General features: G+C 43.3%; 16 protein-coding genes. 12 read left to right on the top strand and 4 right to left on the bottom strand.

Translation table 11 applies throughout. From position 1 onward, the window contains the following. Positions 1-102: 102 nt before the first annotated feature. The 6 genes from FM019_RS01775 (at position 103) to FM019_RS01750 (ending at position 9,931) form a co-directional block, all read left to right on the top strand. Positions 103-2,514: an Ig-like domain-containing protein gene (locus tag FM019_RS01775; protein ID WP_143834167.1), complete on the top strand. Its 2,412-nt coding sequence runs from the start codon at positions 103-105 to the stop codon at positions 2,512-2,514. Between the two features lie 120 nt (positions 2,515-2,634). After that, positions 2,635-3,381: a substrate-binding periplasmic protein gene (locus tag FM019_RS01770; protein WP_185969147.1), complete on the top strand. Its 747-nt coding sequence runs from the start codon at positions 2,635-2,637 to the stop codon at positions 3,379-3,381. An 86-nt stretch (positions 3,382-3,467) separates the two neighbouring features. Beyond that, complete coding sequence (locus FM019_RS01765) at positions 3,468-3,854, top strand: hypothetical protein (RefSeq protein ID WP_143834165.1); 387 nt, start codon at positions 3,468-3,470, stop codon at positions 3,852-3,854. A 104-nt stretch (positions 3,855-3,958) separates the two neighbouring features. Continuing rightward, the gene (locus FM019_RS01760) at positions 3,959-5,308 is read left to right on the top strand and encodes a TolC family protein (RefSeq protein WP_143834164.1); all 1,350 of its coding nucleotides are present in this window, start codon (positions 3,959-3,961) and stop codon (positions 5,306-5,308) included. A gap of 1 nt (position 5,309) precedes the next feature. Further along, entirely contained in the window at positions 5,310-6,815 is a 1,506-nt protein-coding gene (locus tag FM019_RS01755) for an efflux RND transporter periplasmic adaptor subunit (RefSeq protein WP_143834163.1), read from the top strand. 2 nt (positions 6,816-6,817) lie between these two features. After that, positions 6,818-9,931: an efflux RND transporter permease subunit gene (locus FM019_RS01750; protein ID WP_143834162.1), complete on the top strand. Its 3,114-nt coding sequence runs from the start codon at positions 6,818-6,820 to the stop codon at positions 9,929-9,931. 82 nt (positions 9,932-10,013) lie between these two features. Here the strand turns inward: FM019_RS01750 and FM019_RS01745 are convergent, their stop codons facing one another. Both FM019_RS01745 and FM019_RS01740 read right to left on the bottom strand, forming a co-directional pair. Then, complete coding sequence (locus FM019_RS01745; protein ID WP_143834161.1) at positions 10,014-13,163, bottom strand: efflux RND transporter permease subunit; 3,150 nt, start codon at positions 13,161-13,163, stop codon at positions 10,014-10,016. Between the two features lie 13 nt (positions 13,164-13,176). Beyond that, the gene (locus FM019_RS01740; RefSeq protein ID WP_143834160.1) at positions 13,177-14,340 is read right to left on the bottom strand and encodes an efflux RND transporter periplasmic adaptor subunit; all 1,164 of its coding nucleotides are present in this window, start codon (positions 14,338-14,340) and stop codon (positions 13,177-13,179) included. Between the two features lie 502 nt (positions 14,341-14,842). On the opposite strand from FM019_RS01740, the gene FM019_RS01735 reads away from it, so the two are divergent. The 4 genes from FM019_RS01735 (at position 14,843) to FM019_RS01720 (ending at position 18,187) form a co-directional block, all read left to right on the top strand. Continuing rightward, positions 14,843-15,385 (top strand): DsrE family protein, encoded by a 543-nt coding sequence (locus tag FM019_RS01735; protein ID WP_143834159.1) that lies wholly within the window; start codon positions 14,843-14,845, stop codon positions 15,383-15,385. A 195-nt stretch (positions 15,386-15,580) separates the two neighbouring features. Beyond that, complete coding sequence (locus tag FM019_RS01730) at positions 15,581-16,489, top strand: hypothetical protein (RefSeq protein WP_143834158.1); 909 nt, start codon at positions 15,581-15,583, stop codon at positions 16,487-16,489. A gap of 170 nt (positions 16,490-16,659) precedes the next feature. Continuing rightward, positions 16,660-17,154, top strand: coding sequence for a hypothetical protein (locus tag FM019_RS01725; protein WP_143834157.1), 495 nt, complete (start codon positions 16,660-16,662; stop codon positions 17,152-17,154). 163 nt (positions 17,155-17,317) lie between these two features. Then, on the top strand, positions 17,318-18,187 hold the full coding sequence (locus FM019_RS01720; protein ID WP_143834156.1) for a RimK family alpha-L-glutamate ligase: 870 nt from the start codon (positions 17,318-17,320) through the stop codon (positions 18,185-18,187). Between the two features lie 44 nt (positions 18,188-18,231). Here FM019_RS01720 and FM019_RS01715 read toward each other — a convergent pair whose 3' ends face one another. Then, positions 18,232-18,681: an Lrp/AsnC family transcriptional regulator gene (locus FM019_RS01715; protein WP_185969146.1), complete on the bottom strand. Its 450-nt coding sequence runs from the start codon at positions 18,679-18,681 to the stop codon at positions 18,232-18,234. 131 nt (positions 18,682-18,812) lie between these two features. Between FM019_RS01715 and FM019_RS01710 the strand changes: the two genes are divergently transcribed. Then, a complete protein-coding gene (locus tag FM019_RS01710; RefSeq protein ID WP_143834154.1) occupies positions 18,813-19,568 on the top strand; it encodes a tryptophan 2,3-dioxygenase family protein in 756 nt (251 codons plus the stop codon). Between the two features lies 1 nt (position 19,569). Continuing rightward, positions 19,570-20,706 carry an aminotransferase class V-fold PLP-dependent enzyme gene (locus FM019_RS01705; protein ID WP_143834153.1) on the top strand — a complete coding sequence of 379 codons (1,137 nt, stop codon included), beginning with the start codon at positions 19,570-19,572 and terminating at the stop codon, positions 20,704-20,706. Here the strand turns inward: FM019_RS01705 and FM019_RS01700 are convergent. Beyond that, the gene (locus FM019_RS01700) at positions 20,703-22,346 is read right to left on the bottom strand and encodes a response regulator (protein ID WP_143834152.1); all 1,644 of its coding nucleotides are present in this window, start codon (positions 22,344-22,346) and stop codon (positions 20,703-20,705) included. The genes FM019_RS01705 and FM019_RS01700 overlap by 4 nt on opposite strands. Positions 22,347-22,473 lie beyond the last annotated feature (127 nt).

Here is a 22,473-nt window from a genome sequence, read left to right as displayed (position 1 = left end):
TCGGTTTTTAAGGCATTATTTTATTTTTTAAACCACTTACTTTAGAATCTCCGCTGGCAATGTTGTCATTGCATACAAATCTAGATCAAAGGGAAGCAGTACATGGGAAATAATAACTTTAAAAAGATCAATCCGTTTAAGTTAACAATGCTCGGGTTGTTGATGTCCACAACGTTGACCGCATGCAGCGGCGGTGGTGGAGAGCCTACTCCTCCTCCGCCACCACCACCTCCACCACCAAATACAGCGCCTGTTGCCACAAATGATCAGGCTTCTGCCCGCGATAATTTGTCGGTCACCATTGACGTATTGGCAAATGACAGCGATGGAGAAAACGATACCTTAACCATATTGCGGATAGTGCAAGAGCCAACGAACGGCACAGTTTCCATTGCAAATGGTCAATTGGTTTACACGCCCAATGCAGGGCATGTAGGAACTGATTCAATGACCTATGAAATCAGCGACAGTGAATTAACCGCTGAAGCTCAAGTTACTTTGCAAAACGAACAAACGGCCACCCTATCGGGTATCGTTACAGACAGTCCTATTGCCGGCGCCACAGTGACATTGCAACTAGGCGGTGAAGTTTTTGAAACGGTCGCTGATCAAAATGGTGAATACCAGTTACCAATCGTGATCCGTGAATTAACCTCTCAAGTCGTTTTATCTGCCGTTGGTGCACAAGACAATCAGCAGCAGTTTATTGAACTTACCAGCTACCTTGGTAACGTTAACGAAGTCTTGCAATTAGCGCTGGAAGATAGACAGATCACGCCGGAGCAATTGCGCGCGGTCAACGTAACGCATCTTTCAACTGCAGCCTATTTGTTAGCCCTTGAGAATAACGAGAATACCCTTCCAGCCAATGCAGAAGTATTCCGGGAAATCATTGCCAGAGTTGGTTCAACCCGTCTGCTGGAAACAGCTGCCTTTATCAAACTTCTTGTAGATAACCCTGACTACGAAGTGCAGCAAGGCCAAACCACATTTTCTCAACTGCGAAATGATGTGGTAGAAAATGTTGAAGAGGCTGTCAGTAGCTATCTCGCACAAACGGGTAGAGTTGATGAGCAAGGCAACCCATTAGCCAGCTACACAGAAGATCTGAATGTAGCCATCACTGAAACCATCAATGACCCCAATGTTGCTCAGCAGTTCACCGCCGACATGGTTGCAGGGAAAATCATTACCACAGTGAATGATGAACTGCGTGATGGCTTTGTTTACTATCGTGGCGTTAATTATGAATTTAATGCAGATGGCACCGGTGTTTACCATGCAGAGAACTTTAACCAGCTTGAGCATTATTACCCTTTCACTTGGGTAGTAGAAAATGGTCAATTGCACCTTTCTTTTGAAGATGGAAATGGGTCTGAGAATATTGAATTTTATGATCCGCCCGTAATTTCTGCACGATTTGGTGCTGACGCAGTCACGGAGATTGAATCGTTAATTCAAAATGGTTTGTTTGACGGTGGACAGTATTTGTCCACTCAACGTATTGTTTCCCAAACGTTTAAACTTATCGCAAGTGGTACTCCATTGCAGGTTGTCATAGAAACTACTGAACAAGAGAAAATCGATATCATAGAGGGTGTCTCTTTCTCACTAGATTCATCAGATTCGCAAAACCGTGATGTGTTCGCTGGCGTAGAATCCATTGTTAAAGACATGACAGCGGCTGATTTAGTTGGTAAATGGGCACTGCCTCTGGTTTATGAATACATTGGTCAAGTATTAGGCATTGATACAGACCCTGATTTTGGCCAAGGTGAAAAAATGGAAATCGTTACCATTTTTGATGATGGCTCTGCGGCCGGCCAGTTCAGTGGAGGGCAGTTTGTATCTTCAATCTCCGAAGGGGTAATAACCTTAAGCTCAGATTCTGAAAGGTTTGAATTCACCCCTTTTATTAGCAATGGCATCGAATATTCTGCCCAGGTTAGGTATTTTCAAAACAACCGTCTCGTTTCAATCTATACGGCAAAAATGGCAAAGTTTGATGAAAGCAATGATCTACAAGCTTCTTCTTTGACCGGCGATTTGCCTTTTGTTTATACCACGCTAATCAATGCCGATGACGGTCAAAATTGGGATGGTGATTTATTAGACCTAGATTACATATTTTCCTTTCACCTTAGAGACAACTTTACGATGAGACGCGTTTTTTCAACTGGTTTCGCTGAGTCCACAGAACTACAGTATTTCACACAGGACTCGATGGATTGGTCTTGGTCTCAAACAGGCAATAATATAGTTTACGAATTTAACAGATTTGAGGGGCAATCTCTTCGCCAAAGAGAATGGCATATTGTTACGGTGGATGAGAATGGTCGCATTTATGTGGTTGAACACGATGCTCAATTGTCTTCCACTGATCCAAGCAATCCTGACGCACCCTACAACACCCTCTTCGTCATACAACCTAGGTTGCAAATGTTGGAGAGAATAAACCTAAGCGACTATCCAGATGCATGGCAAGAAACTCTGGATAGGGGAAGTTTGGATTAATTTTTTAAAGCGGACTTGATTTGCTAAGCCCCGCCAACTGGCGGGGTTTTTATTGAGTATTTTACTTTCGTGCATATACTTAATATCTTCATGATACCTGTTGGTAACCAGGAAGACATCTTGTTCAGAAATCGAAAATACAGTCTTCGCATTAAAAACATCTGCTTGGTAACAGCAATTTTCGTTTTTTCGTTACCGATTAATAACAGTTTTGCAGATGAGTTACCTGCCATCATTAAACTCGTAAAAGAACAAACTCACGATCATGGTTCGATTGAATTGGCAGAACAACCTGTTATCGATCAATTAATAGACCGGCTTAATGTAAAACTTGAGATTTTATACTGCCCTTGGGCAAGGTGTTTAAAGTTGCTTGAAAGTGGTCAGGCAGACATTGTTGATCACTTGTACCTTACGCCTCAAAGACAAAGTTTCCTGATTTATCTTGATCCTCCTTATGTTATTCAAAACGCAAAATTTCGGTTTTACAAACACAAAAACGCGCGTTTTGTGATTAATTCTTTTGAAGATTTACTGCCGCTTGATGTTGGGCATGTGCGAGGAAATATCTACTTTTCAAGATTTGACTTAAGCAGTGGTCTTAAAAAAATACCACTCATCAATCATCAAAATTTATTAAGTATGGCGATAAATAAACGTGTTGACACTATTATTGTTGAACGGTCGCTAACGCCAGAAATCGTGGCAGATTTTGATAAGCAAGGGGTGTTAGTACAAAGCAATTTCACTGTGGAGGAAAAAAGAGGTGTGTACATTGCCGTATCCAAAAACTCGCGATGGTCAGAGCATGCGAATTTTCTGTCTAACGAGCTAAAGGCCCTGATAAAGACAACATCAGCACATTAGTGAACTAGATGACACTTGGAAGCCAGCGATATTTCATCTAAACTCTAAGAACCCTGTATTGGGAATATTTTTTTAGAGAGATTTACATGAGAGTTCAATCCTTAATAGGTTTTGCGATTGTTGTTTTGCTTGTAATGCAAAGCTTCGCTGTGCCTGTTATGGCGTGTGAAATGCCAAATTCACAAGAACTCAAAGTTGAAAGTCTAAAATCCACTGCAAGTGACTCACATGACCGTCATATGATGCATGGTGACAACGTCAGTACAGACGAGAGCACTCATTCAATGAATTTGTCTGGAGATTGTTGTGGAGAAAACTGTCAGTGCCCAATGAGTACTGGTTTTTCCAATGCGCTTCTTGCTAATGATTCCATCCAAGATTTTTTGATAGATTCTCATTCAATATCGGAAGTGTTACATACTGTGCTCGATGCACATGCCTTATCTCAGTTCAAACCCCCCATTTTTGCTTAACCCAAGATAGATCCGTCTGAAATTCGTCACAGGTGACCTGTGCGTGTTTTGAAGTTGTTTTTTTTTACGCTGCATGGTGCAGTGATTTCTCTTGAGATAAAGCAATGTTTATTAAAGGTTTTAAACTTATTTTTGTAGCCTGTGTGACTGCATTAACAGCTGTTACAGCTAACGCACAAATTACTATTCGTACTCTTGACCAAGCTATCGAAAGAGCTGTGACGATTGACCCGTGGCAACATTCTAATGGGCTAACTCAAAAAGCACTCACTGCGCAAAGTGAGTCCGTCAACACTTTGCCTGATCCTAAATTGTCCTTTGGATTGCTGAATATGCCAACTGACGGGTTTGCATTGGACCAAGAACCCATGACACAAGCGCGAATCGGCATATCACAGGCGTTTAATCGAGGACAAAGTGCAGAACTGAAGCGGCAACAGCTTTTGGCAATGGCGAGCCAATACCCTTATCTCAGCGATGACCGTCAAGCCAACGTGGCTGCCAAAGTCGCACAATTGTGGTTAGAGGGTTACGGAGCTCAGTTAAGTCTTTCTGTGTTGGAAGAAGATAGAGGGCTTTTCGAACAGCTTGCTTCAACGGTAGAAGCGCAATATTCCTCAGCTCAAGGAAATACCCGGCAGGACGATGTTATCAGGGCCAAGTTAGAGGTTTCTAAACTTAACGACAGACTTTTGATACTGCGAGAGCAGCGCGATGCGTCAATTGCTAATTTGAGTCTGTGGCTAATGGACGATGCAAACCTACAAGACGTAGACATTGTTTTTCCCGACGCACCCTTAGAGATTCCCTTCCCACAGGTCTTGACCCAATCAGCTCATTTAGACACTCGACTCGTTTCGGGCTTTTTGATGACGCACCCAGCAATACAGGCGTTACAACAAAAGATTACCGCAAGCAAAACGTCCATTGAAATCGCTCAACAGGCTTATCGGCCAAAATGGGCGCTTGATGCCAGTTACAGTTATCGCCAGGATAATCAATTAGGCCAGAGCCGGGCAGACTTCTTTTCAATCGGAGTAAGCTTGGAAATGCCAATTTTTGGCACACAGCAACAAGATGGTCAAATTCAGTCTGCCAAACATCAATCTGCCGCTATCGAAACTCAGAAAAGACTGATGATCCGACAAATGATCTCTCAACTTAACGTGCTTATTTCAAAACATTCTCGCCTGATAGAACGCTTCAATGGTTACCAAACTGACATTTTGCCTCAATTGAGGCAACAAGCTGAGGCAAGCTTGACGGCATACACAAGCGACGACAAACCTTTTTCGGAAGTGATGCAAGCCAAAATCGCTGAACTCAATGGACGGCTGGCAATGATAAATATAAGAATCGAAATATATAAAGTGCGTAAGCACTTACTTTATTACTTGGGCCACGTATCAATGGAACCAGGAAACGAAAATATAAATCTATTGGAGGGCCAATAACATGCCTGTCGATAACAATAAAACAACCAAGTTGGTGTTGTTCGCTGCACTAGCAATTGGGATAGGTATTGGCGCGGCGCTCACTTGGTTATTGAATCCCAAAACAGCAACACATACTGACGTATCTGAAAATGGGAAGAAGCCTCTGTACTGGGTTGCACCCATGGATGCAAACTTTCGTAGAGACCGGCCAGGTAAGTCGCCTATGGGAATGGATTTGGTTCCAGTCTACGAAGAGCCCGCCAAGGATTTGTCACCAGGCACAGTTAAAATTAATCCGAGTGTGGTGAATAATCTGGGCGTTAGAACACAAACTGCAAGTAAACAAAGGCTTAGTTTACCGATTAAAACCGTCGGTTACGTGAAATACAACCAAGATAAGCTTATCCATATTCACCCCCGGGCAGAAGGGTGGGTGGATGCAATTTTTGTTAATTCTGCGGGTGAAAAAGTCACAAAAGATCAGCCACTGTACACACTTTATTCGCCCCAGTTGGTCAATGCACAAGAAGAGTTTCTGCTTGCAGCGAGCCGTAAAAGCGAGACATTGACTGAAGCAGCGATCGGCAGGTTGAAAGCATTGCAAATGCCACAACAGGCAATTGCGCAATTGCAACGAAATCGACAAGTGATGCAGTCCATCACTTTTTATGCACCTCAAACAGGCGTCGTTGATAATTTGAATATTCGAGAGGGGTTTTATGTTAAACCCGACAAGACGTTAATGTCGATAGCGTCCTTAGATGATGTGTGGGTCGAGACGGAAGTGTTAGAGCGTATGGCTGGCCAAGTAAAGGTCGGTCAGCAAGTGACCATGACGATGGATTACCTTCCTGGGCGGCAATGGCAGGGATTAGTTGACTATATTTACCCAAATCTAGACGAACAGACTCGGACACTGCGTGCGCGACTGCGTTTTGACAATCAAGACAGGCAGCTGAAACCGAATATGTTTGCGCAAATTATTATTCATGTAGAACAGCAAGATCCTTCGCTCATTATTCCCAAAGAGGCTGTTATTCGCACAGGCAGCCAGGATCGCGTAGTACTGGCGTTGGGTGATGGAGAGTTTAAGTCTGTAGAGGTCAACTTAGGGTTTGTCAGAGCGGGCAAAGCACAAATTTTGTCGGGCTTAAAAGAAGGCGATGAAGTGGTCATTTCAGCACAGTTTTTACTGGACTCTGAGAGCAGCATCCATTCGGACTTTTTGCGGATGAGCGCAATGCCCAACGAGTCCGAAGCATCAGACGATCCTGATGTTTTCCCAACAGCAACGGTGGAGGGCGAGATAAACACAATCGATCTCTCAAATCGCTTGATAAATATTACCCGAGGAGCTATCGAAAAATGGGGGCGGGGACCAGCGACCATGGACTTTTACCTAAGTGAAAGTATTGACATTGGAAGCATAGAAAATGTCACAATCATCCGCTTTACTTTCGAGATACGCGAGGGCGATTTTGTCATTGTGGAGCTCACGCCCATCGAATTGTCGGGAGTGAAATAGTTATGGTCAGTGTGATCCTGTGGTCGATTAAAAATCGCTTTTTAGTGTTGCTGGCGACATTGTTTTTAATCGCTGTTGGTGTGTATTCCGTTAAAAATACGCCGGTTGATGCAATCCCAGACCTGTCCGATATCCAAGTGATTGTGAAAACTTCCTATCCAGGGCAGTCACCCAAGGTGGTGGAAGATCAGGTCACTTATCCTATTACCACCGCTATGCTTTCAGTGCCAGGCGCAAAGACAGTGAGAGGTTTTTCATTCTTTGGGGATTCTTATGTCTACGTGATTTTTGAAGACGGCACCGATCTATATTGGGCTCGTAGCCGCGTGTTAGAGTACTTGTCCCAAGTCGCTTCAAACCTGCCAGCAACGGCTAAGCCACAACTGGGGCCTGATGCATCAGGTGTAGGTTGGGTATTTCTGTATGCGCTAGTAGACCGTACGGGTAAGCACGACATCAGCCAATTGCGTTCCATTCAGGACTGGTTTCTAAAATTTGAGTTGCAAACTGTTGATGGTGTATCAGAAGTCGCCTCTGTGGGCGGTATGGTTAAACAGTACCAAGTCAATATAGATCCCGACAAATTACGCGCTTTTGGCATACCGTTAAGCCTGATCCAAACCGCCATTCGTAAAGGAAACCAGGAGGTAGGCGCTTCGGTCATCGAAATGGCTGAGGCGGAATATATGGTGACTGCCACGGGCTACTTCAAAGGCATTGAAGACATAGAATCAGTGCCATTAGGTATTAACGACCAAGGCACGGCATTGCAGCTGCGAGATGTGGCTGACGTCAGGTTAGGCCCACAAATGCGCCGTGGCATAGCCGAACTCAATGGTGAGGGGGAGGTTGCTGGTGGCATTGTGGTGATGCGCTATGGTGAGAATGCGCAAAAAACCATAGACGGAGTAAAAGCTAAGTTGGCCTCATTACAGTCGAGTCTGCCAGAAGGCGTTGAAGTGGTGACGGTTTATGACCGCTCTGACTTGATCAAACGCGCTGTCGACAATCTTTGGTCAAAACTCTTAAGCGAAATCGCCATCGTTGCGCTGATATGTGCGTTGTTTTTGTTCCATCTTCGTTCCGCATTGGTCGCTGTGGTGAGCTTACCTTTAGGGATTTTAGTAGCGTTTACGATAATGTACTTCCAGGGCATCAACGCCAACATTATGTCACTAGGCGGTATTGCAATTGCCATCGGAGCGATGACAGATGGGGCAATTGTGCTCATAGAAAACATGCACAAACACATGTTAAAAACCCCCATCAATGATAAAAACCGTTGGGAAATCGTCGGTAAAGCCGCTTCCGAAGTCGGCCCTGCACTTTTTTACAGCTTACTTATTATCACCGTAAGTTTTCTGCCTGTATTCATTTTAGAGGCTCAGGAAGGCAAGATGTTTTCACCTTTGGCTTATACAAAAACTTATGCGATGGCGGCATCAGCAGGGATAGCGGTAACGCTTATCCCGGTGCTAATGGGCTATTTTGTAAAAGGCAAAATACTCAGCGAGGATAAGAACCCGATAAATCGATGGATAAAAGCTATTTACTTGCCGTTGTTAAGCGTCGTTTTGCGTTTTCCCAAAAGCACGATTTTTATGGCGGTAATTATTTGTTGGCTTGGCTTTCTACCGCTGAAAAACATGGGAACGGAATTTATTCCTCCTCTTGATGAAGGCGATTTGATGTATATGCCCACCACTTATGCTGGCTTGTCTATCGGTAAGGCACGAGAGCTTTTGCAACAAACCGATAAGCTCATATACACGATCCCAGAGGTTCAAAACGTGTTTGGCAAAATTGGCCGAGCTGAAACAGCAACCGATCCGGCACCGCTAACCATGATTGAAACCTTCATTCAACTCAAACCCAAAGATAAATGGCGAGAGGGGCTGACAACTGAAAAACTCCGCGAAGAACTAGATGCTGTGGTGAAGATCCCTGGTTTGACAAACGCATGGGTAATGCCAATCAAAACGCGAATCGACATGTTGGCGACTGGTATCAAGACCCCTGTTGGGATCAAAATCGCTGGGGCAGATTTAAATGTCATTCAAAAAATTGGTCAAGACATAGAAACGATTCTTTCTGATATGCCCGGCACCGCGTCGGTATACTCTGAGCGCGTCGTGGGGGGCAGATACATAAAAGTAGATATAGACCGAGACAAAGCAGCGCGTTATGGCTTGAATATTAGTGATGTGCAGCAAGTTGTCGCGACAGCAATCGGCGGAATGAATATCACCCACACTGTCGAAGGCTTGGAGCGCTACCCGGTTAATTTACGTTACCCGCAGGCCTATCGTGATTCCCCCGAGGCCTTAGAAATGTTGCCTGTCGTCACGCCTAGTGGTCAGCGCATCGCACTGGCTGATGTTGCCAATGTTTATATTGAAGACGGGCCGCCAGGGATTAAAAGTGAAAATGCGCGAATAAATGGCTGGACGTACATTGATACTCAAAACATCGACGTGGGGAACTATGTTGAAAATGCGAAAAAGCGCTTAGCACAATCGTTAGATATGCCGCCTGGTTATAGTCTCAACTGGGCAGGGCAATACGAGTACATTGAACGAGCAAAAGAAAAGTTGACCTATGTGGTTCCTCTCACGTTAGTGCTGATTGTTTTTTTGTTGTACGTTAATTTTCGCAGTATCGCCGAAGTGCTGATCATTATCATCACCTTGCCTTTCGCATTGATTGGTGGGATTGGGCTCCTGCATCTAGAAGGCTTTAACTTGTCTGTTGCAGTGGGTGTCGGATTCATTGCCCTTGCCGGAGTGGCTGTTGAAATTGGTGTATTGATGATCGTTTATTTGAATCAATCCTATGAAGAATTGTTGCAAACCAAAAAAGTGTCTTACACAGAACAAGAGATTATTGATTCCATAAGCCAGGGAGCGTCGCAAAGAGTTCGTCCTATTTTCATGACTGTTCTAACGGTTATTTTGGGGTTGCTGCCGGTTTTATACGGTGACGGTACAGGTTCAGAGGTAATGAGCAGAATAGCTGCGCCTATGGTGGGTGGAATGGCAAGTGCGTTGCTGTTGTCTCTATTTATCCTTCCTGTTGTGTACTTGCTCTGGCGAAAAAGACAAATACCAATGCAGTAATTCTTTGAAAACGGGTTGGATAGTGGAGTGCCGGTCAGATTTTGCTGACCGGCAATGGACATGGTCTAGGTTATTCTATTGATTACGCATCGGCATCTATTGACACAGATACCGGTAAACTTCCGCTTTTGCGGTTTTTTACCTTGTTGATAAGCCATCTAAATGGACGCTTGATATCTTCAATGATGAGATACATAGAAGGGACAAGAATAAGGGTCACAATCGTCGCGTAAAGTACCGAGAAGCCCAGTGCTATGGCCATTGGAATGACGAATCTAGCCTGCAAACTGGTTTCAAACATGATGGGTAACACCCCAGCGAAGGTGGTGATTGACGTCAGGGTAATGGCTCTAAAACGCGCACAACCAGCGTCTAAAACCGCTTCTTTGACATGATAACCTTCTTTTCGCCGTTGATTGACATAGTCGGTCATTAACAGCGAGTCGTTGATCACAACCCCTGCCGCGGCAATCAAGCCAAATGTCGACATCATGCTAATGTCTACACCGAAGAAGAAATGGCCCCAGATTGCCCCGGTGAAACTAAATGGAATAACCATCAGAATCATCCATGGCTGAGAATAACTTTTCAATGGCACGGCCAGCAGGATATACATCATGATGATACCCGCAACAAAAAACAGCAGTTGTTCATTTTGCTGAGATTGCTGTTCCTCTATGGCACCACCCAGCTCGGTTTTCACACCAGGGAACTTGGCTTGAAGGTCAGGCAGCAAGTTCTCTTTTATATTCTCAACCACTTCATTGGGTTCAACCGCTTCTTCATCGATGGCCCCCCAGACATAAACGCTGCGATAGCCACCCTCTCGGCGGATGTAGCTAATACCGGGCTTCTCATCGAGCTGAACTACATCACCAAGCATTACTTCACGCCCACCTGGCGTGGTAACTACCGTGTATTTGAGTTCCGCAAAGCGCTCTCTGGTGAGTCTTGGATAGCGCACCATCACTCGAACTTCTTCGCCGTTACGGATCACACGTTGTGCTTCGCCACCGAAGAAGCTTGCGCCTACCTGATTAGCGATTGTGGCCAAATCTAAGCCCAAATCGTAAGCAACAGGTAATAGGGTCATCTGAATTTCTTTGCTAGCTGGGTCGATGGTCGAACTGACGTCAAACAATCCCTTTTCTTGCTGCAACATATCAATAAATGCACGTCCCGCAGCATTAAGAGTATTGATGTCTGAACCGTACAGTAAGTAACCAAAATCACCGTCATCACCGCCACCATTCACATCATCTCGCACTGTGAACGAACGCATGCCGGGGATTTCCGGTATGGCCTGTCTCCAGCGTCGTGCTAGTTCGAAGGTATCAAAATGGCGCTCTTCTTCATCCACAAGGGGGATGACAAGACGACCACTTGTGCGCCCCTGGTTAAACACCAGCATGTCTTTGATCATACCCGAGCCGTACTCTTCTACGATGTCGCGTTCAATGCGATTAACAACGCCTTCGATAGTTTGTAGTGCTTCGATTGTTGCCGCGTCAGAGACGTTCTCATTCATTTCAATGCGAATGTCGGGGAAATCGTGGGGGACTTTAGGTGTGGGTACCATGCGTACATGATTGGCTTGGATCAAGCCAAAGGCAATGAGTAACATAGCAATGAAGAAACCTAAAACTACCCATCTAAATTCGGTACATTTTGCAACAAAATTACGATAAGTGCCGTTAACAAATCCAAAGAAGCGCTTGTTGAAACGATCACGCCAACTGCCTTCTTTAATGGGTTTAAAATTTGTATGCGCCAAATGAGCGGGCAAAATAAGTTTAGATTCGACTAAGCTAAAGATCAGACAGAATATGACAACGGTGGCTATGTTGTAGAAAAATGCGCCCTCTGGACCACTTGATTGGGTAAAAGGAGCAAACACTGCAATGGTTGTCAGGACACCAAAGGTTGCGGGTACCGCGACTCGCCGAGCACCGCGGACGACATTTTCAACGCCTCCGCCTTTTTTCTCGACCTCGGTGTAGGCCGCCTCACCAATGACTATGGCATCATCTACCACGATACCCAACACCATAATGAACGCAAACAGCGACAGAATATTAATACTGATCCCAAACAGACTCATTGACATCACTGCGCCCAGGAAGCACACAGGTAAACCAACCATCACCCAAAGCGCTAACCTGAAACGCAAAAATACGGTCAACATGAGCGCAACCAAGATCGCGCCTTGGAATAGATTAGACAACATCATGTCCAAGCGAGCATTGAGGTAGAAGGTCATATCTACCAAGATTTTCAGCTCCATGCCGTCGGGAAGGGTTTCATTACGCTGAGCAATAAAATCCTTTACCGATTGGGCAACGGGTACCATGTTTTGTTCTTTGGTAGCTTTTACTGAAAGGAAAATTGCATTTTTTCCTGAATACTTGAAGTAACGTTCGCCTTCTGTAAAACCATCTTTGATGATAGCAACGTCACTGAGCATTACCCGCGAGCCATTGTTACCAATTTTTATGGGAATGCGTCTAAATTCATCACCATTGTAAGACTGATTTTCTACACGTACTGAGATAATGCCTGAGTCAGTGCGCAACTGACCGGCGGAAAAGTTTGCCGAATAACGACGGATGGCACGCGTCACCTCATCCAGCGTGAGATTATATTTGCGCAGTTCACCAGGTTGAATTTCGATCGCGATTTCGTCATCGGGCGCATCGAGATTGACCAACGAAACGTTGCCCAACTGCAGCAATTCATCTTCTACCTGTTTCGCCACGGGTTTAAGCTCTGTCAGGGGTAAATCCCCTACCAAAGACATTTCAATCACGTCTTGATTAAATTCCACCTGTGAAATGGTGAGTGGTTCCATGTCAGCAGGAAAGGTCGCTATGCCATCCACCCTGAGTTTAACCTTATCGAGCACGTCGGTAAGATCTTCATCGGGATTGATTTCAAGGGTTACCCGTCCACTGTTACGGAATGATCGGGCCCAAATCTTTTTGATTTCGGTTACATCTTTTAATGCTTCTTCCACTTTCACCATGATGCCTTCCTCAATTTCTTGAGGTGACGCACCGCGGTAATTAGCTTCAATATTGATGTAGTTAATCTCAATATTGGGGAACATTTGACGTTGGATAGTAAAGTAGCTGATGATGCCCATGATGATGATAAAGCCCATCAATAAGTTGGCCGCTACAGAGTTATTTGCAAAGTATGCAATGAGTCCGGTTTGTTTTGTTTCAGTCGTCATGAGCTGTGACCTATTAGTTAGGCTGTTGTGCGACTAATGCGTCATCTTCTACTTCAGTAGAAAGACGCACTTCCATCCCTCTTTGAGGGTATTCAGGCACAGTCACAACAACTTTGTCGTTTTCACTAATACCACTGCTGACAATAAAATGAGCGCCTTCTTCGCGAATAATTTCTACAGGTTTAGGCACCAACTTGTTGTCGTCGCCGACTACCCAAACGATGCGATTAGTGACTAAATCCTGAGGTAGGCGATACACGTTCTGTAGTGTTTGCCCTGAGATGTTTACTTCTACATAGCTGCCAAATTTCAGTGCAGGTAAATTTTCGTTTAATCCATATGGATCATTGACCGTGACGACTAGTTGGCTCATTCGTGTGCTTTGATCGATAACCCCTAAATCACGAGAGATTTCACCTACGCGGCTAAATGTTTTAACGCCCTTGTTAATAACAATGGCTTCTTGGTTTTCCAAAGTAGAAGGCAAAAAGGCACTATCAAACCCAGCAATTGGAAAATGAATTTCAGCTTTTTCGATACTATTGATAATTCCCACAGGAGCACCACGATTGACAAACTCTCCGACACCAATCTCTCGAGAGACAACCAACGCATCATAAGGTGCTCTGATTTCACAATCGTCTAAATCTCGTTGGGCGATTTTAAGTCGCGCCTCAGCGGACTTGAGCGATGCTTTAGCACTGAGTAGTTGCGGCTTTCTCAAATACAAATCGCTAACCTGATTTGCAGGAAGGTTTTTTGCTTCGCGTTTTGCAACTTCAGCTCGCGCCTGTTCTTCGATTAAATTCGCTTGTGCCTGGGACAATTCTGCCTCAGCTTGCAGCAATGCGGCTTCGTAGGTGTCTCGTTCTATACTAAATAAGACTTCACCACGCTTAACCAGTCCACCGGCCACAAATTTAGGGTTCCAACTGGTAACTTCACCCGATACTTGTGCGGACAAATTGGTGCTTTCCAGAGGTGTGACTTCGCCAAAACTATGAATAAGAACTTGATAGTCCATTGATTCCGCAGATTCAACTCTAACGATAGGTCTAGTATCAACTTCCTCTCTTTCTTCTTCGTTTCCGCCAGAAGCGCCAACTGCCATCATGCCGCCAAAGCCGATACCGACAACAACAAAAAATAATAGTGCTTTTATCCAAGGGTTATTCATAGTCGTTCACATTTCATCCGTTTATTACATCACCAATTATATCGACTTCCGTACGTTGGTGATGCTGATCATTTGTAACTATTCGTGATTTTCGAAAGCAATCTGTTGTTTAGAGTGTAACTAAGTTTCAGCAAAATGAATGTGCCGAAAGTCATTAGCCATTCATTTAACGTCTCAAACAAAGCGAGTGCGCTTATATCGTATTGAGCGGTTGCGGCTTTCAGGCTCGCAGTAGCACTCAGTTACACCTCTAATCCATCTGGTGTACGCAGTAACCATACCAAGTCCATTATGTTACGCCTATTAAATGCATCAAGAAAGTCTTAACTAGTTGTTATAGCGATATTTTCTTGTTTCTAATTGTGCAATGGGATCGACCCTTTTGGGTATGCATTCAAGTTAGTTCAAGTGCTTGTTGGTTGATTTCACTATTAATTTGCGTAAATGACAAAATATTGCTGTACCTTTACACTGTCGTTTTAATCAAAAAATTGATTTTGCCATGAAACATTTATTCGTTGTTGTGATCCTGTTCTGTTCAATATTGGGCGCTCCTTGCAGTTTAGCTCAAGAGGGATTTGCTGATGGACCTTTGATTAAGGAGTTTGGCCGCCATGCTGCAGTGAATTTAACGCAGCCACTCAATCAAAATAGCGCGTTTAAAATTGCTTTTGATGTCAGCCAAACAGCCGGTGATGGCCAGTTGAATAGGAAATTTGATTCTCTGGCACGCTTTCTCAATATGCACGTAGCTAATGGAGTAAATCCTAAGAATATTCAGCTAGCGCTTGTTGTCCATGGAAAAGCAGGTTTCGACCTATTGAATGCTAAGCAACATTCTGACAAATTTGATAATAACAATGAAAATCTTCCACTCATACAGGCGCTTCTCGAAAACAACGTAGAGATATACCTATGTGGTCAATCAGCGGCATATTATGGGATTGAAAATCAACATTTGATTGAAGGGGTTACCATGTCTCTTTCAGCAATGACTGCCAATGCGCAATTGAGTCAAAGAGGATTCACTCACAACCCTTTTTAGTGAGAGGTTTTTCTACCACAAATTTAAATGTATACTGCGCTGTTCTTGGGTTTAACGCGATAACCGCCGACAAAAGCCTTGTAACCAAAAAGTAGTATATCAGTGATAAAAGGTTCTTTATTCGACAAGTGGCAGTGGGCTGCATGTTTAACAACGTTTTTCTTTGTTCTCCTTAATTATATCCTCGGTGTGATAGTGAGCCCTCACTCAGGATTGCACCCGATTCAAGTAAGAGATATTGGTGCGGCCTTTGCACTACCCATTATTGGTGGCTTTAGCTTAGTTGTATTACCCGTTTTGATAAGGAAAGCTTGCGCAGCGATTGTGGAAAGTGCGCAAATGACCAATTCAGATCCCGTTGTTGCCCAGCAGTTTGTAGATAAAATAAAAGGCTTACCGAAAAAAAATCTGCTTAAATCAGTAGCGCTGGCCGTCGTAATGATGTTTTTTTATTTTTACACCGAAGGGCTGTTTTACGTTGAGGAATTGGGATTCGAAAAGAACCTGATTCGATTCCCCTTAGCGCCACAAGCCGTGTTTATGTGGACGGGTATTATACTAGGCGTTTTGACAATCTATAGAATTACTCGACTAGTTACTGAGTTCGTTGAATTGCATCTGAACGTTGATTTATTTAGTGCAGAAGAGCTTTTTCCAATTGCAAACACAGTCTTTTGGAACGCTTTTTTCTTTTCTTTCTGCGTAGCATTGGCTCCACTGTTTTGGTTGGGCGGTCCTCCGCATATGAAAGACTTCTTAATGACAATGACATTATTGGTCATTCTGATAAACCTAATGTTTTATCCTCTTTTTCGAGTCAGGCACATCATCATCGAAAAAAAGACCAAAGCTCTTGATGCGTTTCGTCAAGCTCGAAATCACCATCCTAGAAAACCAAAAATTGATGCTGTCGGTTTAGAGGATATGGGGCTTGATCAACGTCATCAAGGTAAAACTACAAACATCAAAGATGAAATCCTAAAAGCTAGAGTCTGGCCGGTAAATATTCATTTAGCACTACGATTTGCATTGATATTTTTAATCCCAACGGTGACTTGGGCGTGGTCCGGTATTTTAACTTGGTTTGTTACTTTAATGAGCTGATTTTTAGAACTTATTGTAAAAAAACGGGTCGCACTATGCAGCGCTATCAAAGGATTGTTATCATGCATTGCTTACCTATTTCAAAGTCTTACCGCACACTTTTGTTTTCTCTTATTTTGCTTCTTTATTTATCTGGATGTTCCTCCGTTCCCATTTTTAGTATGGTCCGATTGAGCCAACTCGATCCTTTTACTATGGATCCCAATCAAGTCGAAATCGCAGTTATTACCCACAAGGCGCTGCAGGTTAAAAAAGGCGATGTCAGAATGAGTCTGGGCTACCGCGCTGAAGACGACAGTTTGGTTATTCAAGATGTGTATCTGGTCGAGGTAAAAGGCCCTAACTATTTGGATAAAGACCTAGCTAATCAGTTGGAAGAAGACCAGACCCTAACCATCATGCATTTATCGGAAGCAGACGCCAATCAGCTTCGCGAATCTCAACGACTCATTTCACAACATCAACGCAGCAAAGAAAAAGGCGAGGGCAGCTTTGGCGTTGGTGTTAATGGAAGCTGTGTGCACAAATCGCTTCCAGAAGACGAATTGTTAGTGAGTATTTTTCTCAAACCTGACGCACGAAGTTCTTTCATCAAAGTTGTTGATAAATTGGATTTATATGAACAAAACGGAGCAAAAGAAATTAAAAACTGGCCAAAATGTTGATTTTTTGCTGGCCGTGTTTAACAAAAATATCCGAACTTCTAAGGTATCTGTTTAGGATTGCAAACGTATCATTTAAGCGAGTTAGAATATTACGCTAAACAGTGGAGAAGCGAGTCGAAATTCGATAACCTTAATGGCATTAATCTAATTAAGGTGAACGTCTATGCGCAAACTCGCGATACTTTCCACCGATGATTTAGAAGAGTTTTTTGTCTACGACCATTTATTTTATCCGTTTCTGGTTAAGAACAATTGGGAATGCACAGAAGTCTCTTGGAGAGATGATTCCGTAAACTGGAACGAATTTGATGTAGTGGTGATCCGCAGTACCTGGGATTACCAAGAGGATCCCGAAAAGTTTATCGCTTGTCTTGAGTCAATTGAAAATAGTTCTGCTGTTCTCGAAAATAGTCTGCAAACCGTGCAATGGAATATTAGCAAAGATTATCTGAAAGCCCTTCAATCTCAGGGTATCGAGATTGTTCCTACTTTGTGGTTTAGCGAATCAAATTTCGCTGGCCTGTTGGCTGCGTTTGAGGATTTTGATTGTTCTGAAATCGTCATTAAACCACTGGTAAGTGCTAATGCTGACCATACCTACCGATTGCGTAAAAGCGACGTTGTTGAACAAAAAGACGCTTTGCAGTCGGTGTTTGCTACTCGCCCTCATATGGTTCAACCCTTTATTCAAAACATTGTTAACGAGGGAGAATATTCGCTTTTTTACTTTAACGGACAGTTTAGCCATTGCATTTTAAAAGTGCCGAAAAACAATGATTTCCGCGTCCAAGAGGAGCATGGTGGCCAATTGCGTTCTGTTCAGGCAGATCAAGCTATCCTCGAAGCCAGTGAAAAAGTTATACGAGCAATTCCGGAGATGCCTCTTTATGTTCGTGTCGACTTTGTAAAACACAATAACGCGTTTTTGTTGATGGAAGTGGAACTCATCGAGCCCTCACTTTATTTCAATATGGACAACGACTCACCGAGGCGTTTTGCTCAAGCATTTCTCGATAAACACGGTGAAGGCTAGTTATACCGACATTTCTAATCCAGGATTGGGGCTAATTAAAAGCATTACAACATATCGCTGTATCGACCGTTTTGTTTCACCATGCGGGTTGAAATAGATGTATTAAAGCGCATGACGCCTGGTAGCCGGCTTAGTTCACCGCGTAGCAATTGATCAAAGTGATCTACATCACGGGCCAGTATTTCCAGCACGTAATCGAACTCACCTGTTACCGCATGGCATGATCTGATCGCACAATGTTGATTTATGCCTTTCTCAAAGGCTTGATATTGACCAAAGTCAACCACCACATGAACAAGTGCTCGAATGTTTAAACCTATCGCCGTAGGATCGATCAACGCGCTGTAACCGCATATTACGCCATTATCTTGGAGATTCTTTACTCTATTCCAGCATGGCGTTTTACTGACCCCTACTTTTTCGCCCAGTAAAGCAAAAGACATCCGGCCATCTACTTCTAGTGCAGCAATTATTTTTTTATCATTATTATCCATTATTGTTCTTGTGATTTGCTATATATAGGAACATTGTTCTGATTATAGTGCCATATTGGGCATAGTAGGAACAATGTTTGGTGTTGAGGGCGGTACTATTCTTTTTTTAGCAAATTAATCAAGAGAAGACCATGTATCGACAAAAATACGCCAGCATGTTGGAAAACCCTGAAATTCTTGATTATGGCGCTTATCTGCAATGCGACACGCTTTTGCAGTGTCAAAAACCTCTTAAGAGCTTGTGTAACCAAGATGAGCTTCAATTCCAAATCGTTCACCAGGTTGAGGAATTGTGGATGAAGTTGATGATTTACACTCTCATCGATGTTTTAGAGTTTATGGAAAAGCAACATTCGCATAGAGTCATTACATTGATGAAGCGCGTACACATGATCCAAAAGATGATGATTGAACAAATGGATTTGCTCGAAACAATGTCACCAAAAGAATATCAGGAAATACGGTTACAGCTTGGCAACGGCAGCGGGCAAGAATCCCCTGGGTTTAGAACTCTGGTTAAAATGCCCAAGGATATGTGGGATATATTTAGTGAGCAATATCTTAAAGGGCGTAACAAGTCAGTGGAAGCAATCTATGATAGCGAATACGAGCATGATGATGCTTATACCGTCGCTGAAGCCTTGATAGAGTTCGATGAATTATTGCAAAAATTTCGCTGGCAGCATCTGTTTCTTATCCAGAGATCGATTGGCATTGGCTCTCATTCGTTAAAGGGGCGCCCTGTGGATCTATTAAAGTCAGGCGCAAAATACCAATTTTTCCCTGAATTATGGGAAATACGCAATAATATGACAGATTCATGGGGCCAGTCTTACGGAAAAGTAAGGGAATCAATATTGGAAAAAGCCTCGCAAAGTGAACAATAGTATGGCTGATACCAACCAATACTACGAACGTTTTAATTTGCCCCAATCGCCTTATTTTTTAAGCCATTCAGTGGGTTGTATAAGTAAGTTGTCGGAATCTATGTTGGCGCAAAACTTTCTAGAGCCCTGGAAAACGTCAGGGGGAAATGCTTGGGGTCCGTGGCTAGAATTGATCGGCGAATTTGACGCCGCACTGGCTAGATTGCTGGACTCGGATCCCGATTACTTTTGTCCACAACAGAATTTATCTAGTGGCTTTACCAAGTTTCTCATGTCATTACCCAAGCCCAGCGCGAAAAGAAATAAGGTGCTGATACACCCTGATGCATTTCCATCTATGGGGTTTGTTATCAACGCAATGCAAAAAATGGGTCTAGAGTTGGCGTATGTCCAACCCTCTGCGCCAACACAGCAATTGCAAATGTGGGAAGAGAGCCTAAATGACACAATATTTTGCGCATTAATCACTCATGTTCATTCCAATACTGGACACGTCTCTCCCGTGTCCGAGATAGTAAAACTATGTGCCGGAAAAAATGTATACAGCACCGTTGATATCGCCCAATCAGCAGGGATTTTGCCGATAAGCCTTTCATCCTGGAATGCCGACGCAGTATTTGGTTCATGTGTTAAATGGCTATGTGGTGGGCCTGGAGCCGGGTTTATCTGGACAAATCCAAATATATTACAACGATTGCGCCCTAGTGATGTTGGTTGGTTCTCTCACGAAGATCCCTTTGAGATGGATATCAACTCATTCGAATATGCGGGCACAGCAAAGCGTTTTTGGGGGGGGACGCCCAGCATTGCACCCTACGCCATAGCCTTGGGAGGAATTCGATGCATAACTGAGATTGGCGTGGAAAATATCCTTGATCATAATAGAGTATTGATGAGGCGCGTCTTGTCTAACTCGGAGTCTGTAGCGTCACATGCTGTTGATATCAACCATATTGGCGGTACTCTATGCCTGCCGGTCAAAGAAAATTTAGTCAACAAATTGTCTGAAATATTGAATAAGCAAAAGATATTCTTCGACCAACGGAAACATGTTTTTCGATTGTCTTTTCACATTTATAACAACGAAAGGGAATGCCAGGCATTGAATGACGCTTTTGCTCAAGTAAGCTTGAATTAAGCTGTCTCTAATTGAGGCTCAATAACACTCAAGTATTCCGTTAGCTTTTTTTGTTGGTTGGGGGACAAGGCCGAATCGTCGAGTAATTTTCTGCAATTACGCAGGCATTGTATATGTTCATTTTGAAAGTTGATTTCATCGATCAGTTTCGCCATAACCTTTAAAATACTCAGTGCAATATTGGTATTTTTGGGTGCCAGAGTGAATGCTTGTGTTAACAACTCGTAGGCGGGTTCATAGCGTCTGTTTTTGTAGTGTGAAGACGCCATCTCGCCCAGCTCTTTTGGCGAATAACGGATGTCGGTGCGTTCACGGGTTTCCTGATCAAGATATTCGTTTATGACTTGGCCTAAAAATGAATCGCCCTCTATTTTCGACTTAATATTATCAAGCAAACGAATAGACTCTTCCCAATAGCCCATTTCGTGGAATGCTTTAACTTTGTCTAACCCGTCTTCCACAGAAATATTGGAGCGACTGTGCATATGGTCTTTAATTGCGTTTTCGGCGCCCTTTTTATCGCTTTTTAGATTTAGCATCCGGGCATTGATAACTGCCAATTGTTCTTTAATTTGTGAATCTGCACCAAACTCCTTGGTAAAAAAAGCGATATCCCTTTCCGTTTTAATCAGAAGCCGTTTTGCCTCATCTCCTGTGAGTGAGCTTGCTAAGTCAATCGCGGCTCTAATCACATTGAGATTGAGATCTGGAGAATCATGAATAGAATTCTTGGCAAATTTTGCCATATTCATGGTAGCGACATATTGCCCTTTTTTATCATGGTTCAAGCGCGCCAAATTCCATGATTTTTTATTGCGATCAAGGTTTCGAGGCGCAAGTTTGGTCGCCTCCTGGATAATTTCATAACCCTTTTCGTAATCTTCTTTTTCAATGTAGTATTCGGCAAGTGCATCGTAGGTATTGAAGCGTGTGTCATCCCTTTCTAGCAGCTCATCCGTTAAAGCGGTAGCTTCTGCCATTTTATTTTGCTTCAAGAGGCAACGTGCAAGGTTAACTTGGACCCAACCATATTTATATTTTTCGCCTAGCTCTCGGTAAAACTCTTCTGCCTGAGCAAATTCCATCAAATTAAATAGACATTCACCTATCATGCGGTTTATTTGCGGATAGTATTGGGTGAGCTCAGGGTCTTTTAGTTGCCTCTCAGCATAATAGATAGCAGTTGGATATTCGCCTTTATCAATGCAGTAAGAGAGCTTGTAGAGTTTTTCTTTGATACCAAACAAGTAGGTAAAGCGACTTTCGACTTTGGAACGATCAAGGGGTTTGACCCAAAAATCACTTGGCTGCAGCTCAACAACACAGTTTACCAACTCCATTGAAGTATCTGCACTCAGGAAAATCACCATAGTGGTTTTTGTGATGTGACCCTTGAGTCGCATTTCTTCAAGTAAATTGAAACCGTCCTTGTCACTGCGGATGTCAAAGGAAATAAGCACTATGTCAAATTTTATCTCATCACATAAGCGCAATGCGTAATATGCGTTTTCTGCATTCTTGCAATTGCTAATCCCCAATTCAGCCAATGCAGCTTTGATACTGTCATGAACCAATGCCTGTGCATCAATGACTAATGCATTGAGTTTATTTAAAGGCTTCTGCGGCGGGATTTTAAGCACTTCCTGTTTACCAACGTCTTATTACCTAACACTTTTTCCATTATAGGCATAATTTACCTAACGAAAAGCCTTATTTATCATATGAATTTGTTATGCGAGCTAGAAACACTAAAAAAGCCTATGGGTT

Source organism: Aliiglaciecola sp. M165 (assembly GCF_007197995.1).
In the GTDB taxonomy this organism is placed as follows: Bacteria; Pseudomonadota; Gammaproteobacteria; order Enterobacterales; family Alteromonadaceae; genus Aliiglaciecola.
This window is presented reverse-complemented; position numbering and strand designations above follow the sequence as displayed.